Annotated in this window: 18 protein-coding genes; 13 read left to right on the top strand and 5 right to left on the bottom strand. The window is 73.9% G+C overall.

From position 1 onward, the window contains the following. The first annotated feature begins 141 nt into the window (after nucleotides 1-141). The 9 genes from ACOTKD_RS22365 (at nucleotide 142) to ACOTKD_RS22325 (ending at nucleotide 8,976) form a co-directional block, all read left to right on the top strand. Nucleotides 142-828: a response regulator gene (locus tag ACOTKD_RS22365; protein ID WP_030368719.1), complete on the top strand. Its 687-nt coding sequence runs from the start codon at nucleotides 142-144 to the stop codon at nucleotides 826-828. A gap of 161 nt (nucleotides 829-989) precedes the next feature. Then, nucleotides 990-3,770: a DNA translocase FtsK gene (locus ACOTKD_RS22360; protein ID WP_424890759.1), complete on the top strand. Its 2,781-nt coding sequence runs from the start codon at nucleotides 990-992 to the stop codon at nucleotides 3,768-3,770. A gap of 198 nt (nucleotides 3,771-3,968) precedes the next feature. Next, nucleotides 3,969-4,799, top strand: coding sequence for a helix-turn-helix domain-containing protein (locus tag ACOTKD_RS22355; RefSeq protein WP_030368717.1), 831 nt, complete (start codon nucleotides 3,969-3,971; stop codon nucleotides 4,797-4,799). Nucleotides 4,800-4,927: 128 nt separating this feature from the next. Then, on the top strand, nucleotides 4,928-6,403 hold the full coding sequence (gene rimO, locus ACOTKD_RS22350) for a 30S ribosomal protein S12 methylthiotransferase RimO (protein WP_424890758.1): 1,476 nt from the start codon (nucleotides 4,928-4,930) through the stop codon (nucleotides 6,401-6,403). Beyond that, complete coding sequence (gene pgsA / locus ACOTKD_RS22345) at nucleotides 6,400-7,020, top strand: CDP-diacylglycerol--glycerol-3-phosphate 3-phosphatidyltransferase (RefSeq protein ID WP_424890757.1); 621 nt, start codon at nucleotides 6,400-6,402, stop codon at nucleotides 7,018-7,020. Before rimO ends, pgsA begins: the two co-directional genes overlap by 4 nt. Continuing rightward, nucleotides 7,017-7,565 (top strand): CinA family protein, encoded by a 549-nt coding sequence (locus tag ACOTKD_RS22340; RefSeq protein WP_424890756.1) that lies wholly within the window; start codon nucleotides 7,017-7,019, stop codon nucleotides 7,563-7,565. The genes pgsA and ACOTKD_RS22340 overlap by 4 nt, the downstream gene beginning before the upstream one ends. A 94-nt stretch (nucleotides 7,566-7,659) precedes the next feature. Continuing rightward, on the top strand, nucleotides 7,660-8,043 hold the full coding sequence (locus ACOTKD_RS22335) for a helix-turn-helix domain-containing protein (protein WP_030368713.1): 384 nt from the start codon (nucleotides 7,660-7,662) through the stop codon (nucleotides 8,041-8,043). 166 nt (nucleotides 8,044-8,209) lie between these two features. Then, nucleotides 8,210-8,680 carry a Dps family protein gene (locus ACOTKD_RS22330; RefSeq protein ID WP_030368712.1) on the top strand — a complete coding sequence of 157 codons (471 nt, stop codon included), beginning with the start codon at nucleotides 8,210-8,212 and terminating at the stop codon, nucleotides 8,678-8,680. An 83-nt stretch (nucleotides 8,681-8,763) separates the two neighbouring features. Further along, the gene (locus ACOTKD_RS22325; RefSeq protein WP_235487252.1) at nucleotides 8,764-8,976 is read left to right on the top strand and encodes a hypothetical protein; all 213 of its coding nucleotides are present in this window, start codon (nucleotides 8,764-8,766) and stop codon (nucleotides 8,974-8,976) included. A gap of 424 nt (nucleotides 8,977-9,400) precedes the next feature. Here ACOTKD_RS22325 and ACOTKD_RS22320 read toward each other — a convergent pair whose 3' ends face one another. The 3 genes from ACOTKD_RS22320 to ACOTKD_RS22310 all read right to left on the bottom strand — a co-directional run bounded on the left by ACOTKD_RS22320 (nucleotide 9,401) and on the right by ACOTKD_RS22310 (nucleotide 16,131). Next, a complete protein-coding gene (locus ACOTKD_RS22320; RefSeq protein ID WP_424890755.1) occupies nucleotides 9,401-10,240 on the bottom strand; it encodes a DNA-formamidopyrimidine glycosylase family protein in 840 nt (279 codons plus the stop codon). 58 nt (nucleotides 10,241-10,298) lie between these two features. Further along, nucleotides 10,299-15,047 carry an ATP-dependent helicase gene (locus ACOTKD_RS22315; RefSeq protein ID WP_424890754.1) on the bottom strand — a complete coding sequence of 1,583 codons (4,749 nt, stop codon included), beginning with the start codon at nucleotides 15,045-15,047 and terminating at the stop codon, nucleotides 10,299-10,301. Between the two features lie 163 nt (nucleotides 15,048-15,210). Next, complete coding sequence (locus ACOTKD_RS22310) at nucleotides 15,211-16,131, bottom strand: hypothetical protein (protein WP_424890753.1); 921 nt, start codon at nucleotides 16,129-16,131, stop codon at nucleotides 15,211-15,213. A gap of 79 nt (nucleotides 16,132-16,210) precedes the next feature. Between ACOTKD_RS22310 and ACOTKD_RS22305 the strand changes: the two genes are divergently transcribed. The 4 genes from ACOTKD_RS22305 (at nucleotide 16,211) to recX (ending at nucleotide 19,553) form a co-directional block, all read left to right on the top strand. Further along, on the top strand, nucleotides 16,211-16,405 hold the full coding sequence (locus ACOTKD_RS22305) for a DUF3046 domain-containing protein (protein ID WP_030368707.1): 195 nt from the start codon (nucleotides 16,211-16,213) through the stop codon (nucleotides 16,403-16,405). 64 nt (nucleotides 16,406-16,469) lie between these two features. Continuing rightward, a complete protein-coding gene (locus ACOTKD_RS22300) occupies nucleotides 16,470-17,609 on the top strand; it encodes an AI-2E family transporter (RefSeq protein WP_424890752.1) in 1,140 nt (379 codons plus the stop codon). Nucleotides 17,610-17,795: 186 nt separating this feature from the next. Continuing rightward, the gene (gene recA / locus ACOTKD_RS22295; protein WP_189382889.1) at nucleotides 17,796-18,923 is read left to right on the top strand and encodes a recombinase RecA; all 1,128 of its coding nucleotides are present in this window, start codon (nucleotides 17,796-17,798) and stop codon (nucleotides 18,921-18,923) included. Between the two features lie 3 nt (nucleotides 18,924-18,926). Beyond that, nucleotides 18,927-19,553, top strand: a complete 627-nt coding sequence (gene recX, locus ACOTKD_RS22290) for a recombination regulator RecX (RefSeq protein ID WP_424890751.1) — start codon at nucleotides 18,927-18,929, stop codon at nucleotides 19,551-19,553. 278 nt (nucleotides 19,554-19,831) lie between these two features. Here the strand turns inward: recX and ACOTKD_RS22285 are convergent, their stop codons facing one another. Together ACOTKD_RS22285 and ACOTKD_RS22280 are read right to left on the bottom strand one after the other, a co-directional pair. After that, a complete protein-coding gene (locus ACOTKD_RS22285) occupies nucleotides 19,832-20,227 on the bottom strand; it encodes a rhodanese-like domain-containing protein (RefSeq protein ID WP_424890750.1) in 396 nt (131 codons plus the stop codon). Further along, nucleotides 20,224-20,778 (bottom strand): cysteine dioxygenase, encoded by a 555-nt coding sequence (locus ACOTKD_RS22280; RefSeq protein ID WP_424890749.1) that lies wholly within the window; start codon nucleotides 20,776-20,778, stop codon nucleotides 20,224-20,226. The genes ACOTKD_RS22285 and ACOTKD_RS22280 overlap by 4 nt, the downstream gene beginning before the upstream one ends. Nucleotides 20,779-20,812: the final 34 nt, after the last annotated feature.

Raw genomic sequence — 20,812 nt, 5'->3', positions numbered from 1 at the left:
TACGTGCACAGTGACATCGCGGTGACAGGGTGTGGCGACCGGCGGGGTGCGGCTACCATGACCGGCACAAGGACGGGCGGCGCAAGGGAGTCGTCCCCTGGGGCGGCGCCCGGTGCACTGCCGGGGCGAGGAGGACGGGCCATGGTGCAGAAGGCCAAGATCCTCCTGGTCGATGACCGGCCGGAAAATCTGCTGGCGCTGGAGGCGATCCTCTCGGCGCTCGATCAGACACTGGTACGGGCATCGTCAGGGGAGGAAGCGCTCAAGGCGCTGCTGACGGACGATTTCGCGGTGATCCTGCTGGACGTCCAGATGCCTGGCATGGACGGTTTCGAGACCGCGGCGCACATCAAGCGGCGGGAGCGCACGCGGGACATCCCCATCATCTTCCTGACCGCCATCAACCACGGCCCGCACCACACCTTCCGCGGCTACGCGGCGGGCGCGGTGGACTACATCTCCAAGCCCTTCGACCCGTGGGTGCTGCGCGCCAAGGTCTCGGTCTTCGTCGAGCTGTACATGAAGAACTGCCAGCTGCGCGAGCAGGCGGCCCTGTTGCGGCTGCAGCTGGAGAACGGCCAGTCGGGGCGTACGGGCGCGGCCGCGGCCCAGGAGCCCGCGGGGCTGCTCGCCGAGCTGTCCGCACGGCTGGCCGCCGTCGAGGAGCAGGCCGAGGCGCTCACCAAGCAGCTGGACGAGTCCGCCGACGCCGCGGCGGTCGCCACCGCCGCCCACCTCGAGCGCAAACTCACCGGGCTGCGCCGGGCGCTGGACGCCCTGGAGCCCGGGGCCGGCAGCGGGGCGAGCCCGCTGCCCGCCTCCAGCTGACCCTTCCGCCCCTTCCGGCCGTCGGTTCACCGCCTTCGGCTTCCGGTCTCCGGCCGGTCCTTTGACGCCGCGTCACCCTTGGAATCACAAGGCCCCGACACGAACGGGTGAACGCCGGGGCGCGGGTGTCCCTCGCGCCCGGCAACGGTAATCTCGGCACCATGGCCTCACGTACGTCCGGCAAGGGTTCCCAGAGCACGGCGGGCACCTCGAAGCAGGGTGCCGGGCGCTCGGGGGGCGCTGCCAAGAAGTCCCAGCCCAGGCCCGCCGGCCGGGCGCCCGCCAAGAAGGCGCCGCCCCGCAAGCCGCCCGCGAAGAAGGCCGCGGCCAAGCGGGCCCCCAAGCGCGCGCCCGCTCCTCCCGGCGGCGTCCGCCGCGTGGGGCGGGGCGTGGCGCACGGCGTGGGCGCGCTCTTCCGCGGCGTCGGCCGCGGCGCGCGGGGCCTCGACCCGGCCCACCGCAAGGACGGCCTCGCGCTGCTCCTGCTGGGCATCGCCCTCATCGTGGCCGCGGGCACGTGGTCCAGCCTGGAGGGCCCGGTCGGCGATCTGGTGACCATGCTCGTCACCGGCGCGTTCGGGCGGCTCGACCTCGTCGTGCCGATACTCCTCGGCATCATCGCGGTCCGGCTCTTCCGCCACCCCGAGCGTCCCGAGGCCAACGGACGGATCGTCATCGGCCTGTCCGCGCTGGTGATCGGCGTCCTCGGGCAGGTCCACGTGGCCTGCGGCTCCCCGGGCCGCGGCGACGGCTCGCAGGCCCTGCAGGACGCCGGCGGGCTGATCGGCTGGGCCGCGTCCAAGCCCCTGGTCTACACGGTCGGCGAAGTCCTCGCCGTACCGCTGCTGGTGCTGCTCACGGTCTTCGGGCTGCTGGTCGTCACGGCCACTCCGGTCAACGCCATTCCGCGCCGGCTGCGGCAGCTCGGCATACGCCTCGGCGTCGTCGAGCCCCTCCCCGGCGAGTACGAGGGGGAGGACGCCGGCGGCTACGGGGCGGACTACGCCGACGACTGGCGCGAGGATCCTCCCGCGCGCCCCCGCCGCGCTGCCACGCGACGGGCCGCCGGTGAGGCCCTCGACCCGGAGCGGGCCGAGGAGGAGGCGCTCAGCAAGCGGCGCAAGCCGCGGCGGCAGGCCGGCGGGCCCGTGGAGCCCCCGTCCGCCCGCGAGCCCGACGCCGTGGACATGGCGGCCGCGGCCGCCGCCGCGCTCGACGGTGCCGTGCTGCACGGCGTGCCGCCCACCCCGCTCGTCGCCGGGCTCAGCAGCGGCATCGGCCAGGAGACCGGGCAGCCGGGCGCCGTGCCGGGCGCGCGGGGCCGCGGCAAGGAGCCCGGGGCGGCGGACCGCACACAGGGCGTCCCCGACCTCACCAAGGGCGTGCCGGACCTCACCAAGCCCGCGCCCGCCCCCGAGGCGGGCTCCGGCCTGCCCGCCCGCGCCGAGCAGCTCCAGCTCTCCGGCGACATCACCTACTCGCTGCCCACGCTCGACCTGCTGGAGCGGGGCGGGCCGGGCAAGGCGCGCAGCGCCGCGAACGACGCCATAGTGGCCGCGCTGACCAACGTCTTCTCGGAGTTCAAGGTCGACGCCGCCGTCACCGGCTTCACCCGCGGCCCGACGGTCACGCGCTACGAGGTGGAGCTGGGCCCGGCCGTCAAGGTCGAGCGCATCACGGCCCTCGCCAAGAACATCGCCTACGCCGTCGCCAGCCCGGACGTGCGCATCATCTCCCCGATCCCCGGCAAGTCCGCCGTGGGCATCGAGATCCCGAACACCGACCGGGAGATGGTCAACCTCGGGGACGTGCTCCGCCTGGCCGACGCCGCGGGCGACGACCACCCGATGCTCGTCGCGCTCGGCAAGGACGTCGAGGGCGGCTACGTGATGGCCAACCTGACGAAGATGCCGCACATCCTCGTCGCGGGCGCCACCGGCTCCGGCAAGTCCTCGTGCATCAACTGCCTCATCACCTCCCTGATGGTGCGGGCGACGCCCGACGAGGTCCGCATGGTGCTCGTCGACCCCAAGCGCGTGGAGCTGACCGCCTACGAGGGCATCCCGCACCTGATCACCCCGATCATCACCAACCCCAAGCGCGCGGCCGAGGCCCTGCAGTGGGTCGTCCGCGAGATGGACCTGCGCTACGACGACCTGGCGGCCTTCGGCTTCCGGCACATCGACGACTTCAACGCGGCCGTCCGGGCGGGCAAGGTCACTCCTCCGGAGGGCAGCGGACGCGAGCTCTCCCCGTACCCCTATCTGCTGGTCATCGTCGACGAGCTGGCGGACCTGATGATGGTCGCCCCGCGGGACGTCGAGGACTCGATCGTGCGCATCACCCAGCTCGCGCGCGCCGCCGGCATCCACCTCGTCCTGGCCACCCAGCGCCCGTCCGTCGACGTCGTCACCGGCCTGATCAAGGCGAACGTGCCGTCCCGGCTCGCCTTCGCCACCTCCTCGCTCGCCGACAGCCGCGTCATCCTCGACCAGCCGGGCGCCGAGAAGCTGATCGGCAAGGGCGACGGCCTCTTCCTGCCCATGGGCGCGGGCAAGCCGGTCCGCATGCAGGGGGCCTTCGTCACGGAGGCCGAGGTCGCGGCCGTCGTGCAGCACTGCAAGGACCAGATGGCGCCCGTCTTCCGGGACGACGTCACCGTGGGCACGGCCAAGAAGAGGGAGATCGACGAGGAGATCGGCGACGACCTGGACCTGCTGTGCCAGGCCGCGGAGCTGGTCGTCTCCACCCAGTTCGGTTCGACCTCGATGCTGCAGCGCAAACTGCGTGTGGGATTCGCGAAGGCGGGCAGACTCATGGACCTGATGGAGTCGCGGGGCATCGTGGGGCCGAGCGAGGGCTCCAAGGCCCGCGACGTCCTCGTCAAGCCCGATGAGCTGGACGCGGTGCTCGCGGTGATCCGTGGGGACGGCGGGGCCTGACGGGGCCTGAGTTTCCTGCCCAACCGTTTCTCTCGGCGGCGTGTCGAGTTGAGAAAGGGGGGCGATCCGATGTCCCACCGTCGGCGCCGCAGAATCATCTGATGGCGTACAAAGTCCGGCTTCCGGCTTGCCCGCGGCTTTCGTATCCCCCCTAGACTGAACTCCCAGCAGGTGGCTACACGCTCGAAAGGCGCCCACGTGTCCATCGGCAACTCCTCCGCAGACGGCGGGGACATCCCCGCAGACGACCGGCCGTCGATCGGCCGGGTCCTCCAGCAGGCCCGTATCAGCGCCGGACTGACCGTCGACGAGGTCAGTTCCACCACCCGAGTACGCATCCCGATCCTGCACGCGATCGAGCAGGACGACTTCTCCCGCTGCGGCGGCGACGTCTACGCACGTGGGCACATCCGCACCCTCGCGGTCACCGTCGGCCTCGACCCGGCCGAGCTGATCGCGCGCTACGACGCCGAGCGCGGCGGGCGCCCCGCGCCGACCCCCGCGGCACCCCTCTTCGACGCCGAGCGCATCCGCCCCGAGCCCCGCCGGCCCAACTGGACGGCGGCGATGGTCGCCGCGATCGTGGCCGTCGTCGGCTTCGTCGGCTTCACGCTCTTCAACGGCGGCTCCCAGAGCACGGGCGGCTCCGTCGCGGCCGAATCGCCCTCCGCCAAGCCGCCCGCGTCGCCGAGCAAGAAGCCGCCGTCCGGCAAGCCGGCGGACCCCAAGCGGGAGCCCGGCGGCGGAGCCATCGCCGGCGTCCCGGCCAACAAGGTCACGGTCAAGCTCGCCGCCGAGAACGGCCAGACCTGGATGTCCGCAAAGGATCACAACGGCCGGCTGCTGGAGGAGGGCGTCCTCAAGCAGGGCGAGGCCAAGACCTTCACCGACCCCACCCGGATCGATCTCGTCCTCGGCAACGCGGGCGCCGTTCGGCTGTTCGTGAACGGCAAGGAGGTCAAGAACGTCGGCGACAACGGCCAGGTCCAGCGCCTCAGCTACACCAAGGGCGACCCCGTAGCGGGCTGACCTGCGGCGGAGGGCGGTCACGGACAACCGGAGGGCACCTCTCCGGGTGATCGTTCTCTCGTGCCGTCGTGGCCCCGCCCCGGCACTCGGCAGCGGATGCGGCCCCGGGACAAAGTAGGCTGAGCCCTATGCCCGAACGCCGTACCGTCGCTCTTGTCACACTTGGCTGCGCCCGTAACGAGGTGGACTCGGAGGAGCTGGCAGGCCGCTTGGCGGCGGATGGCTGGGACCTCGTGGAGGACGCCGCCGACGCCGATGTGGCCGTCGTCAACACCTGTGGCTTCGTAGAAGCCGCGAAGAAGGACTCCGTCGACGCCCTGCTGGAGGCCAACGACCTCAAGGATCATGGTCGTACGCAGGCCGTCGTGGCCGTCGGCTGCATGGCCGAGCGGTACGGCAAGGAGCTCGCCGAGGCGCTGCCCGAGGCCGACGGCGTGCTCGGCTTCGACGACTACGCCGACATCTCCGACCGGCTCCAGACCATCCTCTCCGGCGGCGTCCACGCCTCCCACACCCCGCGCGACCGCCGCAAGCTGCTGCCGATCAGCCCCGCGGAGCGGCAGACCGCCGAGGTGGCCCTGCCCGGCCACGCCCAGGACACCCCGCCCGCCGACCTGCCCGAGGGCGTGGCGCCGGCCTCCGGGCCGCGGGCGCCGCTGCGCCGCCGGCTGGAGACCAGCCCCGTCGCGTCCGTGAAGCTCGCCTCCGGCTGCGACCGGCGCTGCTCGTTCTGCGCCATCCCGTCCTTCCGCGGCTCCTTCATCTCCCGCCGCCCCTCCGACGTGCTCGGCGAGACGCGCTGGCTCGCGGAGCAGGGCGTCAAGGAGATCATGCTGGTCTCGGAGAACAACACCTCCTACGGCAAGGACCTCGGCGACATCCGCCTGCTGGAGACGCTGCTGCCCGAGCTGGCGGCCGTCGACGGCCTGGAGCGCATCCGGGTCAGCTACCTGCAGCCGGCGGAGATGCGCCCGGGGCTGATCGACGTGCTGACCTCCACCGAGAAGGTCGCGCCCTACTTCGACCTGTCCTTCCAGCACTCCGCCCCCGGCGTGCTGCGCGCCATGCGCCGCTTCGGCGACACCGACCGCTTCCTGGAGCTGCTGGAGACCATCCGCTCCAAGGCCCCGCAGGCCGGCGCCCGCTCCAACTTCATCGTCGGCTTCCCCGGCGAGACCGAGGACGACCTCGCTGAGCTGGAACGTTTCCTGACCGGGGCCCGCCTGGACGCCATCGGCGTCTTCGGCTACTCCGACGAGGACGGCACCGAGGCGGCCACGTACGAGGACAAGCTCGACCCCGAGACCGTCGCCGAGCGCCTCGCGCACATCTCCCGGCTCGCCGAGGAGCTGACCGCGCAGCGCGCCGAGGAGCGGATCGGAGAGACCATTGAGGTGATGGTCGACCGCGTGGACGAGGAGGACGGCGTCGTCGGCCGGGCCGCCCACCAGGCGCCCGAGACCGACGGGCAGGTCCTGCTCGGCGCCCGCCCGGAGCTCGTCCCCGGCCGTATGGTCGTGGCCGAGGTGGTGGCGAGCGAGGGCGTCGACCTCATCGCCGAACCGCTCGGCGACGGAGGGTGTACCGAGGAGGCGGGCAGATGACCGGAGTCCCGGCCTCCGCCACCGGAGGCCATGCCCCGGCGGCTGCCGCACGGCCGGCCGGGCTGTGGAACATCGCCAATATCCTCACCATGGTGCGGCTGCTGCTCGTGCCCGGGTTCGTGCTGCTGATGCTCCACAACGGCGGCTACGATCCGGCCTGGCGCTCCTTCGCCTGGGCGGCCTTCGCCGTCGCCATGATCACCGACCTGTTCGACGGCCACCTGGCTCGCACGTACAACCTGGTCACGGACTTCGGCAAGATCGCCGACCCGATCGCGGACAAGGCGATCATGGGTGCGGCGCTGATCTGCCTGTCCGCGCTGGACGACCTGCCCTGGTGGGTCACCGGCGTGATCCTCTTCCGCGAGATCGGCATCACGCTGATGCGGTTCTGGGTGATCAAGCACGGCGTGATCCCCGCCAGCCGCGGCGGCAAGATGAAGACCCTCGCCCAGGGGGTCGCCGTGGGCATGTACATCCTCGCGCTGACCGGTCTGCTGGCCACCGCCCGCTTCTGGGTGATGGCCGTGGCGGTGGTGCTGACGGTGGCCACCGGGCTCGACTACGTGCGGCAGGCCGTCGTCCTGCGGCGGGCCGGACGGGCCGCGGGCCGATGAGTGCCGCGAGCGACGCGTGCGCCCCGACGGCATCGGCGGTCCTGGCCGCCCTGGTGGCGCGCGGTGAGACCGTGGCCGCCGCCGAGTCGCTCACCGGGGGGCTGGTCGCGGCCGGGCTGACCGCGGTGCCGGGCGCCTCCCGTGCGGTGCGCGGTTCGGTCACCGCGTACGCCACCGACGTCAAGGCCGCGGTGCTGGGCGTCGAGGAGGAGCTGCTCGCCGAGCGCGGCGCCGTCGACGGCGCCGTCGCCCGGCAGATGGCCCGCGGTGTGCGGACGCTGCTGGGCGCCGACTGGGGGCTCGCGACGACCGGTGTCGCCGGTCCCGACGCCCAGGACGGCAAGGCCGTGGGGACGGTCTTCGTGGCCGCCGCGGGGCCGGACGGCCGCACGCCGGTGCGGGAGCTGTCGCTGGACGGGGACCGCTCCCGGATCCGGTCGGAAAGCGTCCGGGCGGTGCTGGAACTGCTGCTGAACGAACTGACGGAAAACGTGGGCGCAAAGGATACGGAACACAACGGGGGGAATGGATGTTTGCAGCCCTGAGTGAACACGACATAGCTCCCCGCACGGCCGGAGCCCGAGGCGGTACGGTGGGGCGTGAAGGATCCGGATTCGCGGTCCAAGGAGGGAGCCACCGATGATTCTGCTCCGTCGCCTGCTGGGTGACGTGCTGCGTCGGCAGCGCCAGCGCCAGGGCCGCACTCTGCGCGAGGTCTCCTCATCCGCCCGGGTCTCGCTCGGTTACCTCTCCGAGGTCGAGCGGGGGCAGAAAGAGGCGTCCTCCGAGCTTCTCTCCGCAATCTGCGACGCTCTGGACGTACGGATGTCCGAGGTCATGCGCGAGGTCAGCGATGAATTGTCGCTCGCCGAGCTGGCGCAGTCGGCAGCGGCGAGCGAGCCGGTACCCGCGCCGATGCGGCCGATGTTCAATGCGGTGTCCGTGACGTCCGTGACGGGCGTGCCGGGGGAGCGAGTGACGATCAAGGCTCCCGCCGAGGCCGTGGACGTGGTCGCGGCCTGACAGGCGTTATCCACGAAATCCCGGCCGGACATCCGGCCGGGATTTCGTGTTTCCGGAAGCCGCCCGTTTTGTGATGGTGTGCGATGGCGGGTCGACGGGAAGGCGGATAAAAAGACGAACAACACGGAACAAACCGGGCCGAACCATTGAGATGGGGAGAATCTGGATGTCTGTCGTCAAGAGCTCGCTGCCCGAGCACGACCGCAAGACCGTCGGAGACGCCCTCCAGGGCGCCCTGGTCGACCTCGTGGACCTCTCACTGGTGGCCAAGCAGGTGCACTGGACCGTCGTGGGCCCGCGCTTCCGCTCCATCCACCTCCAGCTGGACGAGGTCGTCGCGAGCGCCCGCGTGCACGCCGACACCGTCGCCGAGCGTGCCTCCGCCCTCGGCATCGCGCCGGACGGCCGCGCCGAGACCGTCGCGAAGACCAGCGGCATCGACCCGGTCGGCGGCGGCTGGTGCCGGGACACCGAGGCCGTGCAGACCCTCGTCTCCGCGCTCGGCGCCGTGATCACCCGGATGCGGGAGCGCATCCGCGCCACCGAGGAGCCGGACCCGGTCACCCAGGACCTCCTGATCGGCCTGACCGGAGACCTCGAGAAGCACCACTGGATGTTCCAGGCGGAGAACGCCTGAGCGCGCCCGGGACGGCCGGGGGACGCTTCCGTACGGGGCGCTCTCCGGTGGCGGCCGCGCCCCGGCCGCGCTCTCCTGGGGGCATGGAAGAGCACCCCGTGATCCGCTTCACGAACGAGCTGATGGTGCTCACGGACCTCGACCAGACGACCGCCGGGGCCTTCGTGCGCCGGGTGTACCAGGAGGGCACCCACGAGGGGGAGCAGCGGCTGATGGCCGACCTGCACCAGCGGGACCGCAGGATCACGGAGCTGGAGCGGGAGCTGGCGGGGCTGCGGGGCGAGGCCCCCGGCTGAGCGCGGGCACCCGGCCGTAGGTTCTGCCCGGCCACGGGCCGCTTGCCGGCCGTGGGTGCCGCAGGGCGCGTACGGGCCCGCAGCGCGCCGCCGCCGGTTCCCGGTGCGCTCTGCCACGCCCAGGGGAAGCCGGTCTAGCGTCGGCCGAAGGAGGCAGCCATGGTCCGGCGTGAACTCTGGGGCTGCCGCAGGCCGTACGTCCTGCTGGGGCGGGTGACTGCGCTCGCCGCCGGCGGTGTGTGGTGGTGGGTGCTGCTGCGCCTGCTCACGCAGCCGGGGCGGCCCGCGGCCGTCGACGGGCTCGTCCTTGCGGGCGGCTGGGGGCTGAGCCTGCTGCCGGTGCACTGCGCCCCCTGGCGGCGGCGCCCGGCCGGGGAAGGCTGGGGTGGACGTCTGCGGAAGCTGAGGGCTTCACTCGTTCGGATCAATCGTCTCCGGCGCCCGGAGGCCTCGCGGTGCCCGGAGGCCCCGCGGGGCCAGGACCGGGCTGACAGCCGGGGCACCAGTACGTGACGCGCTCCCGGCCCGCATCCCCCTGCCCGGCCGTCAGCAGCGGCGTCCCGCAGCGGCGGCAGGGCCGGCCCGCGCGCCCGTACACCCACACGCGGTGGTCGTGGCGGGGGTCGCCCGTGGTGATGCGGGCGGCCCGCGACTTGTTGGCTTCCAGGAGCTTCCTGGCGAGGGCGGGCAGGCGCTCGGGCGCCGGGACGTCGCGGACCGGGAGCCAGGGCGAGAGCCGGAGCATGAAGCAGAGCTCGGACTTGTAGACATTGCCGATGCCGGCGAGGTTGCGCTGGTCGAGCAGGGCCTCGCCGACGGGGCGGCCGGGGTCGGCGAGCAGCCGGCGCAGCGCCTCCTGCGCGTCCCAGCCGGGGCCCAGGAGATCCGGGCCGAGGTGGCCGACCACGGTGTGCTCGTCGGCGGTGCGGAGCAGCTCCAGGACGGGGAGGCGGTATCCCACGGCCGTGCGGTCGGCGGTGGCCAGCACGGCGCGGATCTGGTGCCCGGGGCCGCCGCGCCAGCGCTCACCGGTGGCGTAGACGCGCCAGGCACCGTCCATCCGCAGGTGCGAGTGGAGCGTGAGGCCGCCTTCCACGCGCGTGAGCAGGTGCTTGCCGCGCGGGAGGACCTCGGTGACGCGGCGGCCGGTGAGGTCCACGGTGGCGAGCGCGGGGACGCGCAGGTCGGAGCGGACGAGCGGACCGCCGGTCAGGGCGTGGCCGAGCTCCCGCGCGGTGCGCCAGACCGTGTCTCCCTCGGGCATGTGCTCCTCCGTTTCGTCCGCCCTCCGGCTCCGTCCTCCGGCTCCGTCGGCTTCCGGCTCAGGGCGCGCGCAGGCGCAGGCCCTTAGGTGTGGCGTGGAAGCCCGCAGCCTCCAGCAGCGCCCCCAGGGGGGACGAGAGGGCGGAGGCGCCGTTGACGCGCTCGACCGTGACGGTGCCGAGCGCGCCCGCCCGCGCGGCCCCGGCCAGCGCCTCGGCGGCCTCGCGCAGCCCCGCGTCGTCGGCGTCCGCGGTCTCCGCCCCCTCCTGCTGCGGCCAGGCGAGCAGGGTCTTGCCGCCGCGCTCCATGTAAAGCGCGAGGGCGCCGTCGAGGAGGACGACCAGGGAGCCCGCCTTGCGCCCCGGCTTGTGCGTCGCCCCGGCGGGCGGCTCGGGCCACGACAGGGCCGCGCCGTAGGCGTTGGCGGGGTCGGCGGCGGCGAGGACGACGGCCCGGGTGCGGCGGGGGGTGGCCGACGGAGCCTCCCAGGGGGCCCCGGGCGCCTCGGCCGGACCGCCGGCGGCGCGCTCGCGGGCCGTGCTCGCGGCCCGCAGCCGGTCGACGGCGCCGTCCATGGCGAACTGCGCGGCGCCCAGGCCCTCCACCACGTAGCCGCGCCGTGCCTGGCCGCTCTCCTCGAAGACGGACAGCACGCGGTACGCCGCGGAGAAACCGCCTTCGAGGCCCTCGGCGGCCACGGCTCCCCGGGTGACCACGCCGTGCCGGTCGAGGAGCGTGCGGGCCAGGGCGTGGGCGCGGTGCGTGGGGTCGGGCTCGTGGGCGGGCAGCAGGGACCAGCGGCCCGCGACCGTGGGCGGCCCGCTGCGCGAGGCGGTCGGCGTGGTGGGCAGGCCGCCGCGGGCCGTGAAGGAGCCGTAACGGCCGCGCGGGACCGCGCGCTTGGCGCGGTGCGCCGTCGAGCCCGCCGTCCGCCCCGAGCCGAGGAGGGCGCGGAGCGGGGCGAGGGTGTCGTTGGTGAGCCGCCCGGACCAGGCGAGGTCCCAGACGGCGTCCGCGATCTGCGGCTCCGTGCCGTCGGGGACGGCGGCGCGGACCCGCTCGGCGATCTGACGGAAGAACAGGCCGTAGCCCCCGGAGAGCGCGTCGAGGACCGCCTGGTGGAGCGGCGAGAGCTCCAGCGGGTGGGGCGCGGGCAGCAGGAGCGGGGCCGCGTCGGCGAGGAGCAGCGACACCCAGCCGTCCTTGCCGGGGAGGGCGCCCGCACCGGCCCACACGACCTCGCCCGCCGCGGTGAGCTCGTCGAGCATCGCCGGGGTGAAGTCCCGCACGCGGCCGGGCAGCACCAGCTTCTCCAGGGCCGACGCCGGGACCGGCGCGCCCTGCAGCTGCTCGACGGCGCGCAGCAGACCGTCGATGCCGCGCAGGCTGTGCGTGCCGACGTGCTGCCACTGGGGTAGGAACGCCGCCAGCGCGGTGGGCGGTACGGGCTCCAGCTCGTGCCGCAGCGCGGCGAGGGAGCGGCGGCGGAGCCTGCGCAACACGGCGGCGTCGCACCACTCCTGGCCGATCCCGGAGGGGTGGAACTCGCCCTGGACGACGCGGCCGGCGGCCATGAGGCGGTGGAGCGCGCCGTCGGTGACGGCGGTGCCCAGGCCGAAGTGCGCCGCTGCCGCGGCGGAGGTGAAGGGGCCGTGGGTGCGGGCGAAGCGGGCGAGGAGGTCGCCCAGCGGGTCCTTGACGGGCTCGGTGAACGCCTCGGGGACGCCGACGGGCAGCGCCGTGCCGAGGGCGTCGCGCAGCCGTCCCGCGTCCTCCACGGCGGCCCAGTGGTCCTCTCCGGCGATCCGTACGCGGATGGCGCGGCGGGCCTCGGCGAGCTCCCGGACCCAGGCCGGCTCCGCGCCGCGCGCGGCCAGCCCGGCGTCGGTCAGCGGGCCGAGGAGGCGCAGCAGGTCGGCGACGCTCTCCGGGTCCTTGGCCCGGCGGTCGTCCGTGAGCCACTGCAGCTCGCGCTCCAGGTCGGCCAGGACCCCGGCGTCGAGGAGCTCGCGCAGCTCGGCCTGGCCCAGGAGCTCGGCCAGCAGCCGCGAGTCCAGCGACAGGGCGGCGGCGCGGCGCTCCGCGAGCGGCGAGTCGCCCTCGTAGAGGAACTGGGCGACGTAGCCGAAGAGCAGCGAGCGGGCGAACGGCGACGGCTCGGGGGTGGTCACCTCCACCAGGCGGACGCGGCGGGCCTCGATGTCGCCCATGAGCTCGGTGAGGCCGGGGACGTCGAAGACGTCCTGGAGGCACTCGCGCACGGCTTCCAGGATGATCGGGAACGAGCCGAACTCGCTCGCCACCTGCAGCAGCTGCGCGGCGCGCTGGCGCTGCTGCCACAGGGGGGTGCGCTTGCCGGGATTGCGGCGGGGCAGCAGCAGGGCGCGGGCGGCGCACTCGCGGAAGCGCGAGGCGAACAGGGCGGAGCCTCCCACCTGGTCGGTGACGATCCCGTCGATCTCGCCCTTGTCGAAGGTGACGTCCGCGGCGCCGACGGGCGACTGCTCGCCGTCGTACTCCGTGCCCTGACCGGCGGGGTCCGCGTCGAGCAGGTCGAGGCCCATGAGGTCGGCGTCGGGCAGCCGCAGCACGATGCCGTCGTCCGCGTGCATCACCTGGGCGTCCATGCCGTACCGCTCGGAGAGCCGGGCGCCCAGGGCGAGCGCCCAGGGCGCGTGCACCTGCGCGCCGAAGGGCGAGTGGACCACGACGCGCCAGTCGCCCAGCTCGTCGCGGAAGCGCTCCACGACGATGGTCCGGTCGTCCGGGACGTGCCCGCACGCCTGGCGCTGCTCGCTCAGGTAGGCCAGGACGTTGTCCGCCGCCCAGGTGTCGAGCCCGGCGGCCGTCAGCCGCTCGCGGGCGGCGTCCGGCCCGGCGGAGCCCACCTCGCGCAGGAACGCGCCCAGGGCCCGGCCCAGTTCGAGCGGGCGGCCCAGCTGGTCGCCCTTCCAGAAGGGCAGCCGCCCCGGGACGCCCGGGGCGGGGGTGACGAGGACCCTGTCGCGCGTGATGTCCTCGATCCGCCACGAGGTGGTGCCCAGGGTGAAGACGTCGCCCACGCGGGACTCGTAGACCATCTCCTCGTCCAGCTCGCCGACCCGGCGTCCGCCCTTGGCGCCGTCCTTGGAGTCGGCTCCGGCCAGGAAGACGCCGAACAGGCCGCGGTCGGGGATGGTGCCGCCGGAGGTGACGGCCAGCCGCTGCGCGCCGGGGCGCCCCGTGACCGTGCGGGCCACGCGGTCCCACACCAGGCGCGGCCGCAGCTCCGCGAAGGCGTCGGACGGATACCGCCCGGCGAGCATGTCGAGCACCGCCGTGTAGGCGGACTCGGGCAGCGCGGCGAAGGGTGCGGCCCGCCGCACCAGGGCCAGGAGCTCCTCCACGTCCCAGGTGTCGACGGAGACCATGGCGACGATCTGCTGCGCCAGGACGTCCAGCGGATTGGCGGGCACCCGCAGCGACTCGATGGACCCCGAGCGCATCCGCTCGGTCACCACGGCCGCCTGCACCAGGTCTCCCCGGTACTTGGGGAAGACGACGCCCGTGGACACGGCGCCGACCTGGTGGCCCGCCCGGCCCACGCGCTGCAGCCCGGAGGCGACCGAGGGCGGCGACTCGACCTGGACGACCAGGTCCACCGCGCCCATGTCGATGCCCAGCTCCAGGCTGGACGTCGCGACGACGGCGGGCAGCCGGCCCGCCTTGAGGTCCTCCTCGACCAGGGCGCGCTGTTCCTTGGAGACCGAGCCGTGGTGCGCGCGGGCGAGGACCGGCGGCGCCCCCTTGGCCGCGCCGGACTCGGCCATCAGCTCGGCGGGGGAGTGGTGCTCGGGCAGGGACTCGCCGGTGGCGCGCTCGTAGGCGATCTCGTTCAGCCGGTTGCACAGCCGCTCGGCCAGGCGGCGGGAATTGGCGAAGACGATGGTGGAGCGGTGCGCCTGGACGAGATCGGCGATGCGCTCCTCCACGTGGGGCCAGATCGACGGCTTGTCCTTGCCGTCCCCGCCGTCCTGCACCGGTGAGGCGCCCAGCTCGCCCAGGTCCTGCACCGGGACGACCACCGACAGGTCGAACTCCTTGCCGGACGGCGGCTGGACGATCTCCACCCGCCGCTGCGGCGAGAGGTAGCGCGCCACCTCGTCCACCGGCCGGACCGTCGCGGACAGGCCGATGCGCCGCGCGGGGCGGGGCAGGAGGGCGTCGAGCCGCTCCAGCGACAGGGCGAGGTGCGCGCCCCGCTTGGTGCCGGCGACGGCGTGCACCTCGTCGAGGATGACCGTCTCCACGCCCGCCAGCGCGTCCCTGGCGGCGGACGTCAGCATCAGGAACAGCGACTCGGGCGTCGTGATGAGGATGTCCGGCGGCCGGTTGACGAGCGCGCGGCGCTCGGCCGGCGGGGTGTCGCCGGAGCGGATTCCCACGCGCACCTCCGGCTCGGGCAGCCCCAGCCGCACGGCCGCCTGCCGGATGCCGGTCAGCGGGCTGCGGAGGTTGCGCTCCACGTCGACGGCGAGGGCCTTGAGCGGGGACACGTAGAGCACCCGGCAGCGCTTCTTGGCCTCGGCCGGCGGCGGGCTGCTCGCCAGCCGGTCCAGCGAGGCGAGGAAGGCGGCGAGGGTCTTGCCGGACCCCGTCGGCGCGACCACGAGGACGTCCGACCCCTCGCCGATCGCGCGCCAGGCCCCGGCCTGCGCCGCCGTGGGCGCGCTGAAGGCCCCCGTGAACCAGGCACGGGTCGCCGGGGAGAACCCCGCCAGAGCCCCGCCCGCATCCGCCGCCGCACCGGTCGCCGTCTCGTCCGCCATGCCACCCATCGTGCACCGCGCCACTGACAATGCCCCGGACCCGCAGGTCAGTCCTGGTGAGGGCGGGCGCATGGGGCGCCGGCGGCCGGGCGCATGAGGCGCCGGTCGCGGACGGGGCGGTGGGGGTCGGACGGGGTGGTGGTGCCCGGGCGTGGGACGGGCGTCACACGGCGCGGTCGTAGGCGCGCAGGGTCAGCAGCGCGGTGAGGGTCACCATCGGCCGGCACTCCAGGCGGGTGCCGGGCGCCCACTCGCGCCAGCGGACCGGCCAGCCGCCGTCCTCCTGCTGCGAGGCGGCCAGGAAGTCCAGCGACCGCTCCATCTCGGCGTCGGTGAACCAGGAGCGGGCCGACGAGTCCGGGGTGGCCGCGAAGTCGTGCGGGTAGTGGTGCTCGCCCGGTGCGTAGCCCTCCGGAACGGGGTAGTCGGCCACCCGCGCGGGGTCCAGGACCGCCAGCCGCTGCTCCCGGACGACCCGGCCGAGCCGTTCGGCCGCCGCCTGCGCCCGCCGCCGGTCCGGCGCCCCGTCCAGGAAGGCGACCGCCGCCGAGACCTCGTACGGGTGAGTTCTCGCACCGCTCCCGAGGGCCTCCACCGCGGCCCAGCAGAAGTCGGTGGCCCGGAACAGCCACGCGTGCCACACCTCGTTGCGGTGCAGCAGGCCCACCACGGGGCCGGTGGCCAGGAGGTCGCTCGGCGGGTCGTCCACCACCGGGGTCCAGGGGGCCGCCGGGTAGCCGCGCAGCGAGGGGTGGAGCGCGGGCAGCGCGCCGTCGGGGGTGGAGACGGCGGTCAGATAGCGGCAGACGCGCTCCATGCGCCGGTCGCCGCAGCGGCCGATCTCGTCGAGGACGCGCAGGGCGTGGGCGGTGTGCAGGGGCTGGCTCACGGGGCCGCGCAGATCCGGCTCCAGGGCGAAGCCGTAGCCGCCGTCCTCGCCGAGGTACGCGGCCAGGGCCGCCTCCACGGCGTCGGGGCCGCCGTCCAGGAAGTGGAAGGCGAATCTCCGCTGTTCCAGGACGCGGGCGGTGAGCCAGATGAACTGTTCGGCACGGACTGCGGGGGATGTTCCGGATCGGGCCATGCACCGACCGTAGGCCGGAAAACGGCCCCGGTCAGCGGCTCGTGGCGGGCAGCACCCTCAGGGGCGGGATACTGGGCGCATGCGGTTGACGGTTTTCTGGCAGCGGATGGCGAATCATTTCGGCGCGGCGTACGCCGACTCCTTCGCGCGCGACCACGTGATGTCCGAGCTGGGCGGGAGGACGGTGCACGAGGCGCTGGACGCCGGCTGGAACGCCAAGGACGTGTGGCGCGCGGTGTGCCGGGCACTGGAGATCCCCGACGACAGACGCTGACGTGCCGCGCCCGCGGCCGCGGGATTCCGTTTTTCCGCCTCACCCGGTAGGCCACACTTGCGGCGTGGCAGACGACCCCGTTCCGGAAGAACCCGTCCCACCCGCCCCGCCGCCTGCGCCCGGCCCCGCCGCCGGCATGCCGCCCTGGCTGCCCCGTGCCATGGTGTCGGCGCTCGCCCTGGTCGCCTGCTTCATGCTGGCGGTCTGGGCCTTCCAGCAGCTGATCGGGCTGCTGCTGAACATCGTCATCGCCTTCTTCCTCGCCCTGGCCATCGAGCCGGCCGTGTCCCGGCTGTCCGCCCGCGGACTGCGCCGCGGCCTCGCCACGGGCCTGGTCTTCCTCGCCGTCACCGTCGTCGTCGCGGGCTTCTTCGCCCTGCTCGGCTCGATGCTCGCCGACCAGATCGTGACCATGGTCGAGAACTTCCCCTCGTACCTCGACGCGGTCATCAAGTGGGTCAACCGGGTGTTCCACACGAGCCTGTCCCGCGTGCAGGTCCAGGAGAGCCTGCTGCGCTCGGACTGGCTGCAGCGGTACGTGAAGAGCAGCGCCAGCGGCGTCCTGGACGTCTCGGCCACCGTCCTGGGCGGGCTGTTCCAGCTGCTGACCGTGGTGCTGTTCTCGTTCTACTTCGCGGCGGACGGGCCCCGGCTGCGCCGGGCCCTGTGCTCCGTGCTGCCGCCCCGCCGGCAGGCCGAGGTGCTGCGCGCCTGGGAGCTCGCCGTCGCCAAGACCGGCGGCTACATCTACTCGCGCGCCCTCATGGCGCTGATCTCCGGCGTCGCCCACTACGTGCTGCTCGTGGTCCTGGGGGTGCCCTACGCGCCCGCCCTCGCGATCTGGGTGGGCTTCGTCTCGCAGTTCATCCCGACGATCGGCACCTACCTGGCGGGCGCCCTGCCCGTGCTGCTGGCCTTCACGGTGGACCCCTGGTACGCGGTCTGGGTGCTGGGCTTCGTCGTGGTCTACCAGCAATTCGAGAACTACGTGCTGCAGCCGCGCATCACCGCCCGGACCGTCGACATCCACCCCGCCGTCGCCTTCGGCTCGGTGGTCGCGGGCGCCGCCCTGCTCGGTGCGGTGGGGGCGCTGGTGGCCATTCCGGCGGCGGCGACGCTGCAGGCGTTCCTCGGTGCGTACGTGCGGCGGTACGAGGTGTTGGGGGCGACGGGAGCCGCGGCGGGCCCGGAGTGGCGCGCTTGACAGCAAAATCGAACATCCATTCTTATGGGTTCCCCGGCGCTGTGGAGCCGTGTGCGGAACCGCTTCCCGGGCCTCTTCGCGGGCCGGGTTATCCACAGGCCGGAGCGACGCCCGGGCGCATTGTCAGTGGCAGGCGTTAGCGTCGTGGACGTGAAGCGATCGACTCAAGCAAACCGGGTGGAACCCATGGCAGGCACCGACCGCGAGAAGGCGCTGGACGCCGCGCTCGCACAGATTGAACGGCAATTCGGCAAGGGCGCCGTGATGCGCCTCGGAGAGCGGCCGAACGAGCCGATCGAGGTCATCTCCACCGGGTCGACCGCTCTCGACGTCGCCCTCGGCGTCGGCGGGCTCCCGCGCGGCCGTGTGGTGGAGATCTACGGCCCGGAGTCCTCCGGTAAGACGACCCTGACCCTGCACGCCGTGGCCAACGCCCAGCGCGCCGGCGGCACGGTGGCCTTCGTGGACGCCGAGCACGCCCTCGACCCCGAGTACGCCAGGAAGCTCGGCGTCGACATCGACAACCTGATCCTGTCCCAGCCGGACAACGGCGAGCAGGCCCTGGAGATCGTCGACATGCTGGTGCGCTCCGGCGCGCTCGACCTGATCGTGATCGACTCCGTGGCGGCCCTGGTGCCGCGCGCGGAGATCGAGGGCGAGATGGGCGACTCCCACGTGGGTCTCCAGGCCCGGCTGATGAGCCAGGCGCTCCGGAAGATCACCAGCGCGCTCAACCAGTCCAAGACCACCGCGATCTTCATCAACCAGCTCCGCGAGAAGATCGGCGTGATGTTCGGCTCCCCGGAGACCACGACCGGTGGCCGGGCGCTGAAGTTCTACGCCTCGGTGCGCATCGACATCCGCCGCATCGAGACCCTGAAGGACGGCACCGAGGCCGTCGGCAACCGCACCCGCTGCAAGGTCGTCAAGAACAAGGTCGCGCCGCCCTTCAAGCAGGCCGAGTTCGACATCCTCTACGGCCAGGGCATCAGCCGCGAGGGCGGCCTGATCGACATGGGCGTGGAGCACGGCTTCATCCGCAAGGCCGGCGCCTGGTACACGTACGAGGGCGACCAGCTCGGCCAGGGCAAGGAGAACGCCCGCAACTTCCTCAAGGACAACCCCGCCCTCGCCGACGAGATCGAGAAGAAGATCAAGACGAAGCTGGGCGTGGGCGGCGCGTCCGAGGCCCCGGAGGGCGAGCCCGGCGCGGCCGCGGCCGGCGCCGAGGGGGATGCTCCGGCCAAGTCCGTGCCCGCCCCGGCGGCGAAGTCCACGGCGAAGGCGGCCAAGGCCACGGCTGCCAAGAGCTGATCCATGACACGGCGATGGGAGTACCCCCGGCCGGGCGCCGGGGAAGACCCTCCGGGGCCGGACGTGGACGACCGTACCGGCGGTGGCGCCCCCTCCTCGTCGAGGGCCGGGGAGACCGGGGCGCCGCCGCGGCCCGAGGAGCAGGCGCGGGCGATCTGCCTGCGCCTGCTCACCGGGACCCCGCGCACCCGTAAGCAGCTCGCGGACGCCCTGGCCAAGCGGGGCATCCCGGACGAGGTCGCCGAGGAGGTCCTCTCCCGCTTCGAGGACGTGGGCCTGATCGACGACGCGGCGTTCGCCGGGGCCTGGGTCGAGTCCCGGCACCACGGCCGGGGCCTGGCCCGCCGCGCCCTCGCGCGCGAGCTGCGCACCAAGGGCGTGGACTCCACGGTGATCGACGAGGCCGTGGGGCAGCTCGACGCCGAGCAGGAGGAGCGCACCGCCCGCGAGCTGGTCGAGCGCAAGCTCCGCTCCACCCGCGGGCTGGACCGCGAGAAGCGGCTGCGCCGCCTCGCCGGGATGCTGGCCCGCAAGGGCTACTCCGAGGGCCTCGCCCTGCGTGTGGTGCGCCGCGCGCTGGAGGAGGAGGGCGAGGACCCGGAGCTGCTGGACCACCTGGCGGACATGTAGGCGGCCCGCGAGCGGCACGGCGTCCGTGGCCCCAGGCGGGCCCTGTGCGCCGTCACGAGGTCCGGGAGGCGGCCCGGATCGGGTGCTCTCCCACGGCTTGGATCGGGAGCTCCCCCACCGCGAGAACGGGCGAGGCCGTTGACGGCCCGGCCGCCGCCATGGCCGGCAGGCCGGCGAGGCCGTGCTGCGCCACACGGCGGCGTCACGGCGCCGAGGGGCCGCAGGCGCATGACGACGCGTCCCGGTGCCCGGCACGGGCGTGCCCCGCCAGCCCGGCGCTACGGCACCTGCGCGGCCGTGCCCGGCGCCACCGGCAGCCCCGCCGCGCGCCAGGCCTGGAAGCCGCCCGCCAGATCCGTGGCGCGGTGCAGGCCCAGCAGGCGCAGGGAGGCCGCCGCCAGGCTCGACGCGTACCCCTCGTTGCAGATCACGATCACCCGCAGGTCGTGCCCGGTCGCCTCGGCCGCGCGGTGCTCGCACTGCGGGTCGAGCCGCCACTCCAGCTCGTTGCGCTCCACCACGAGCGCTCCGGGGATGGTCCCGTCGTGCTCCCGCAGCGCCGCGTAGCGGATGTCGACCAGCAGCCCGCCCCCGGCCTGAGCGGCAGCGGCTTCGGCGGGGCCGAGCCGGTCCAGGCCCTCGCGGGCGGCCGCCAGCAGCTCCTCGACCCTCATGCCCACTCCTGCGGCCACTCGACCTGCTCCAGCCGCAGCACCTGCCCCGTGCGGCTGTACCGCCGCATCAGTGGCAGCGGCGGGTAGTACGCGTGCACGGACACCGCGTGCTGCTCCGCCGAGGCGTTGAGCACCTGGTGCACGTGGTGGGTGCCGAAGGCCCGGCCCCGGCCCTCGGAGAGCCGCCTCTCGCGGTCGATGCCGTCCGCCAGCTCCAGGGTCTTCCAGCCGTCCGTGGGCATCGGGGCCGCCAGCGAGTGCTCCGTCAGCACGCCGCCCGCGACGGCCAGCGCGCCGTGCGAACCGCCGTGGTCGTGCCAGCCGGTGCCGCTGCCCGGCGGCCAGCCGATCAGCCATGCCTCGCTGTCGCCCGGCCCGTTGAGCCGCATCCAGGTGCGGCCCTGGGGGTCCAGCGGGAGGGAGGAGACCAGCTGTGCGTCGGCGGCCGCGCGCTGGGCGAAGGCGAGGAGGTCGGCCTCGGAGGGCGCGCCCGGGGCGCCGGAGGAGACCGGGGAGGAGCCGGGCACGGGTGTGGGCAGGGGAAGGAACACAGGGACCGTCCTGAGTGATCGCGAAGGGGCGCGC

Source organism: Streptomyces sp. XH2, from assembly GCF_049725035.1.
In the GTDB taxonomy this organism is placed as follows: Bacteria; Actinomycetota; Actinomycetes; order Streptomycetales; family Streptomycetaceae; genus Streptomyces; species Streptomyces roseoverticillatus.
Note: the sequence above shows the minus strand (reverse complement) of the source record. Positions and strands in the feature narration are given on the sequence as shown.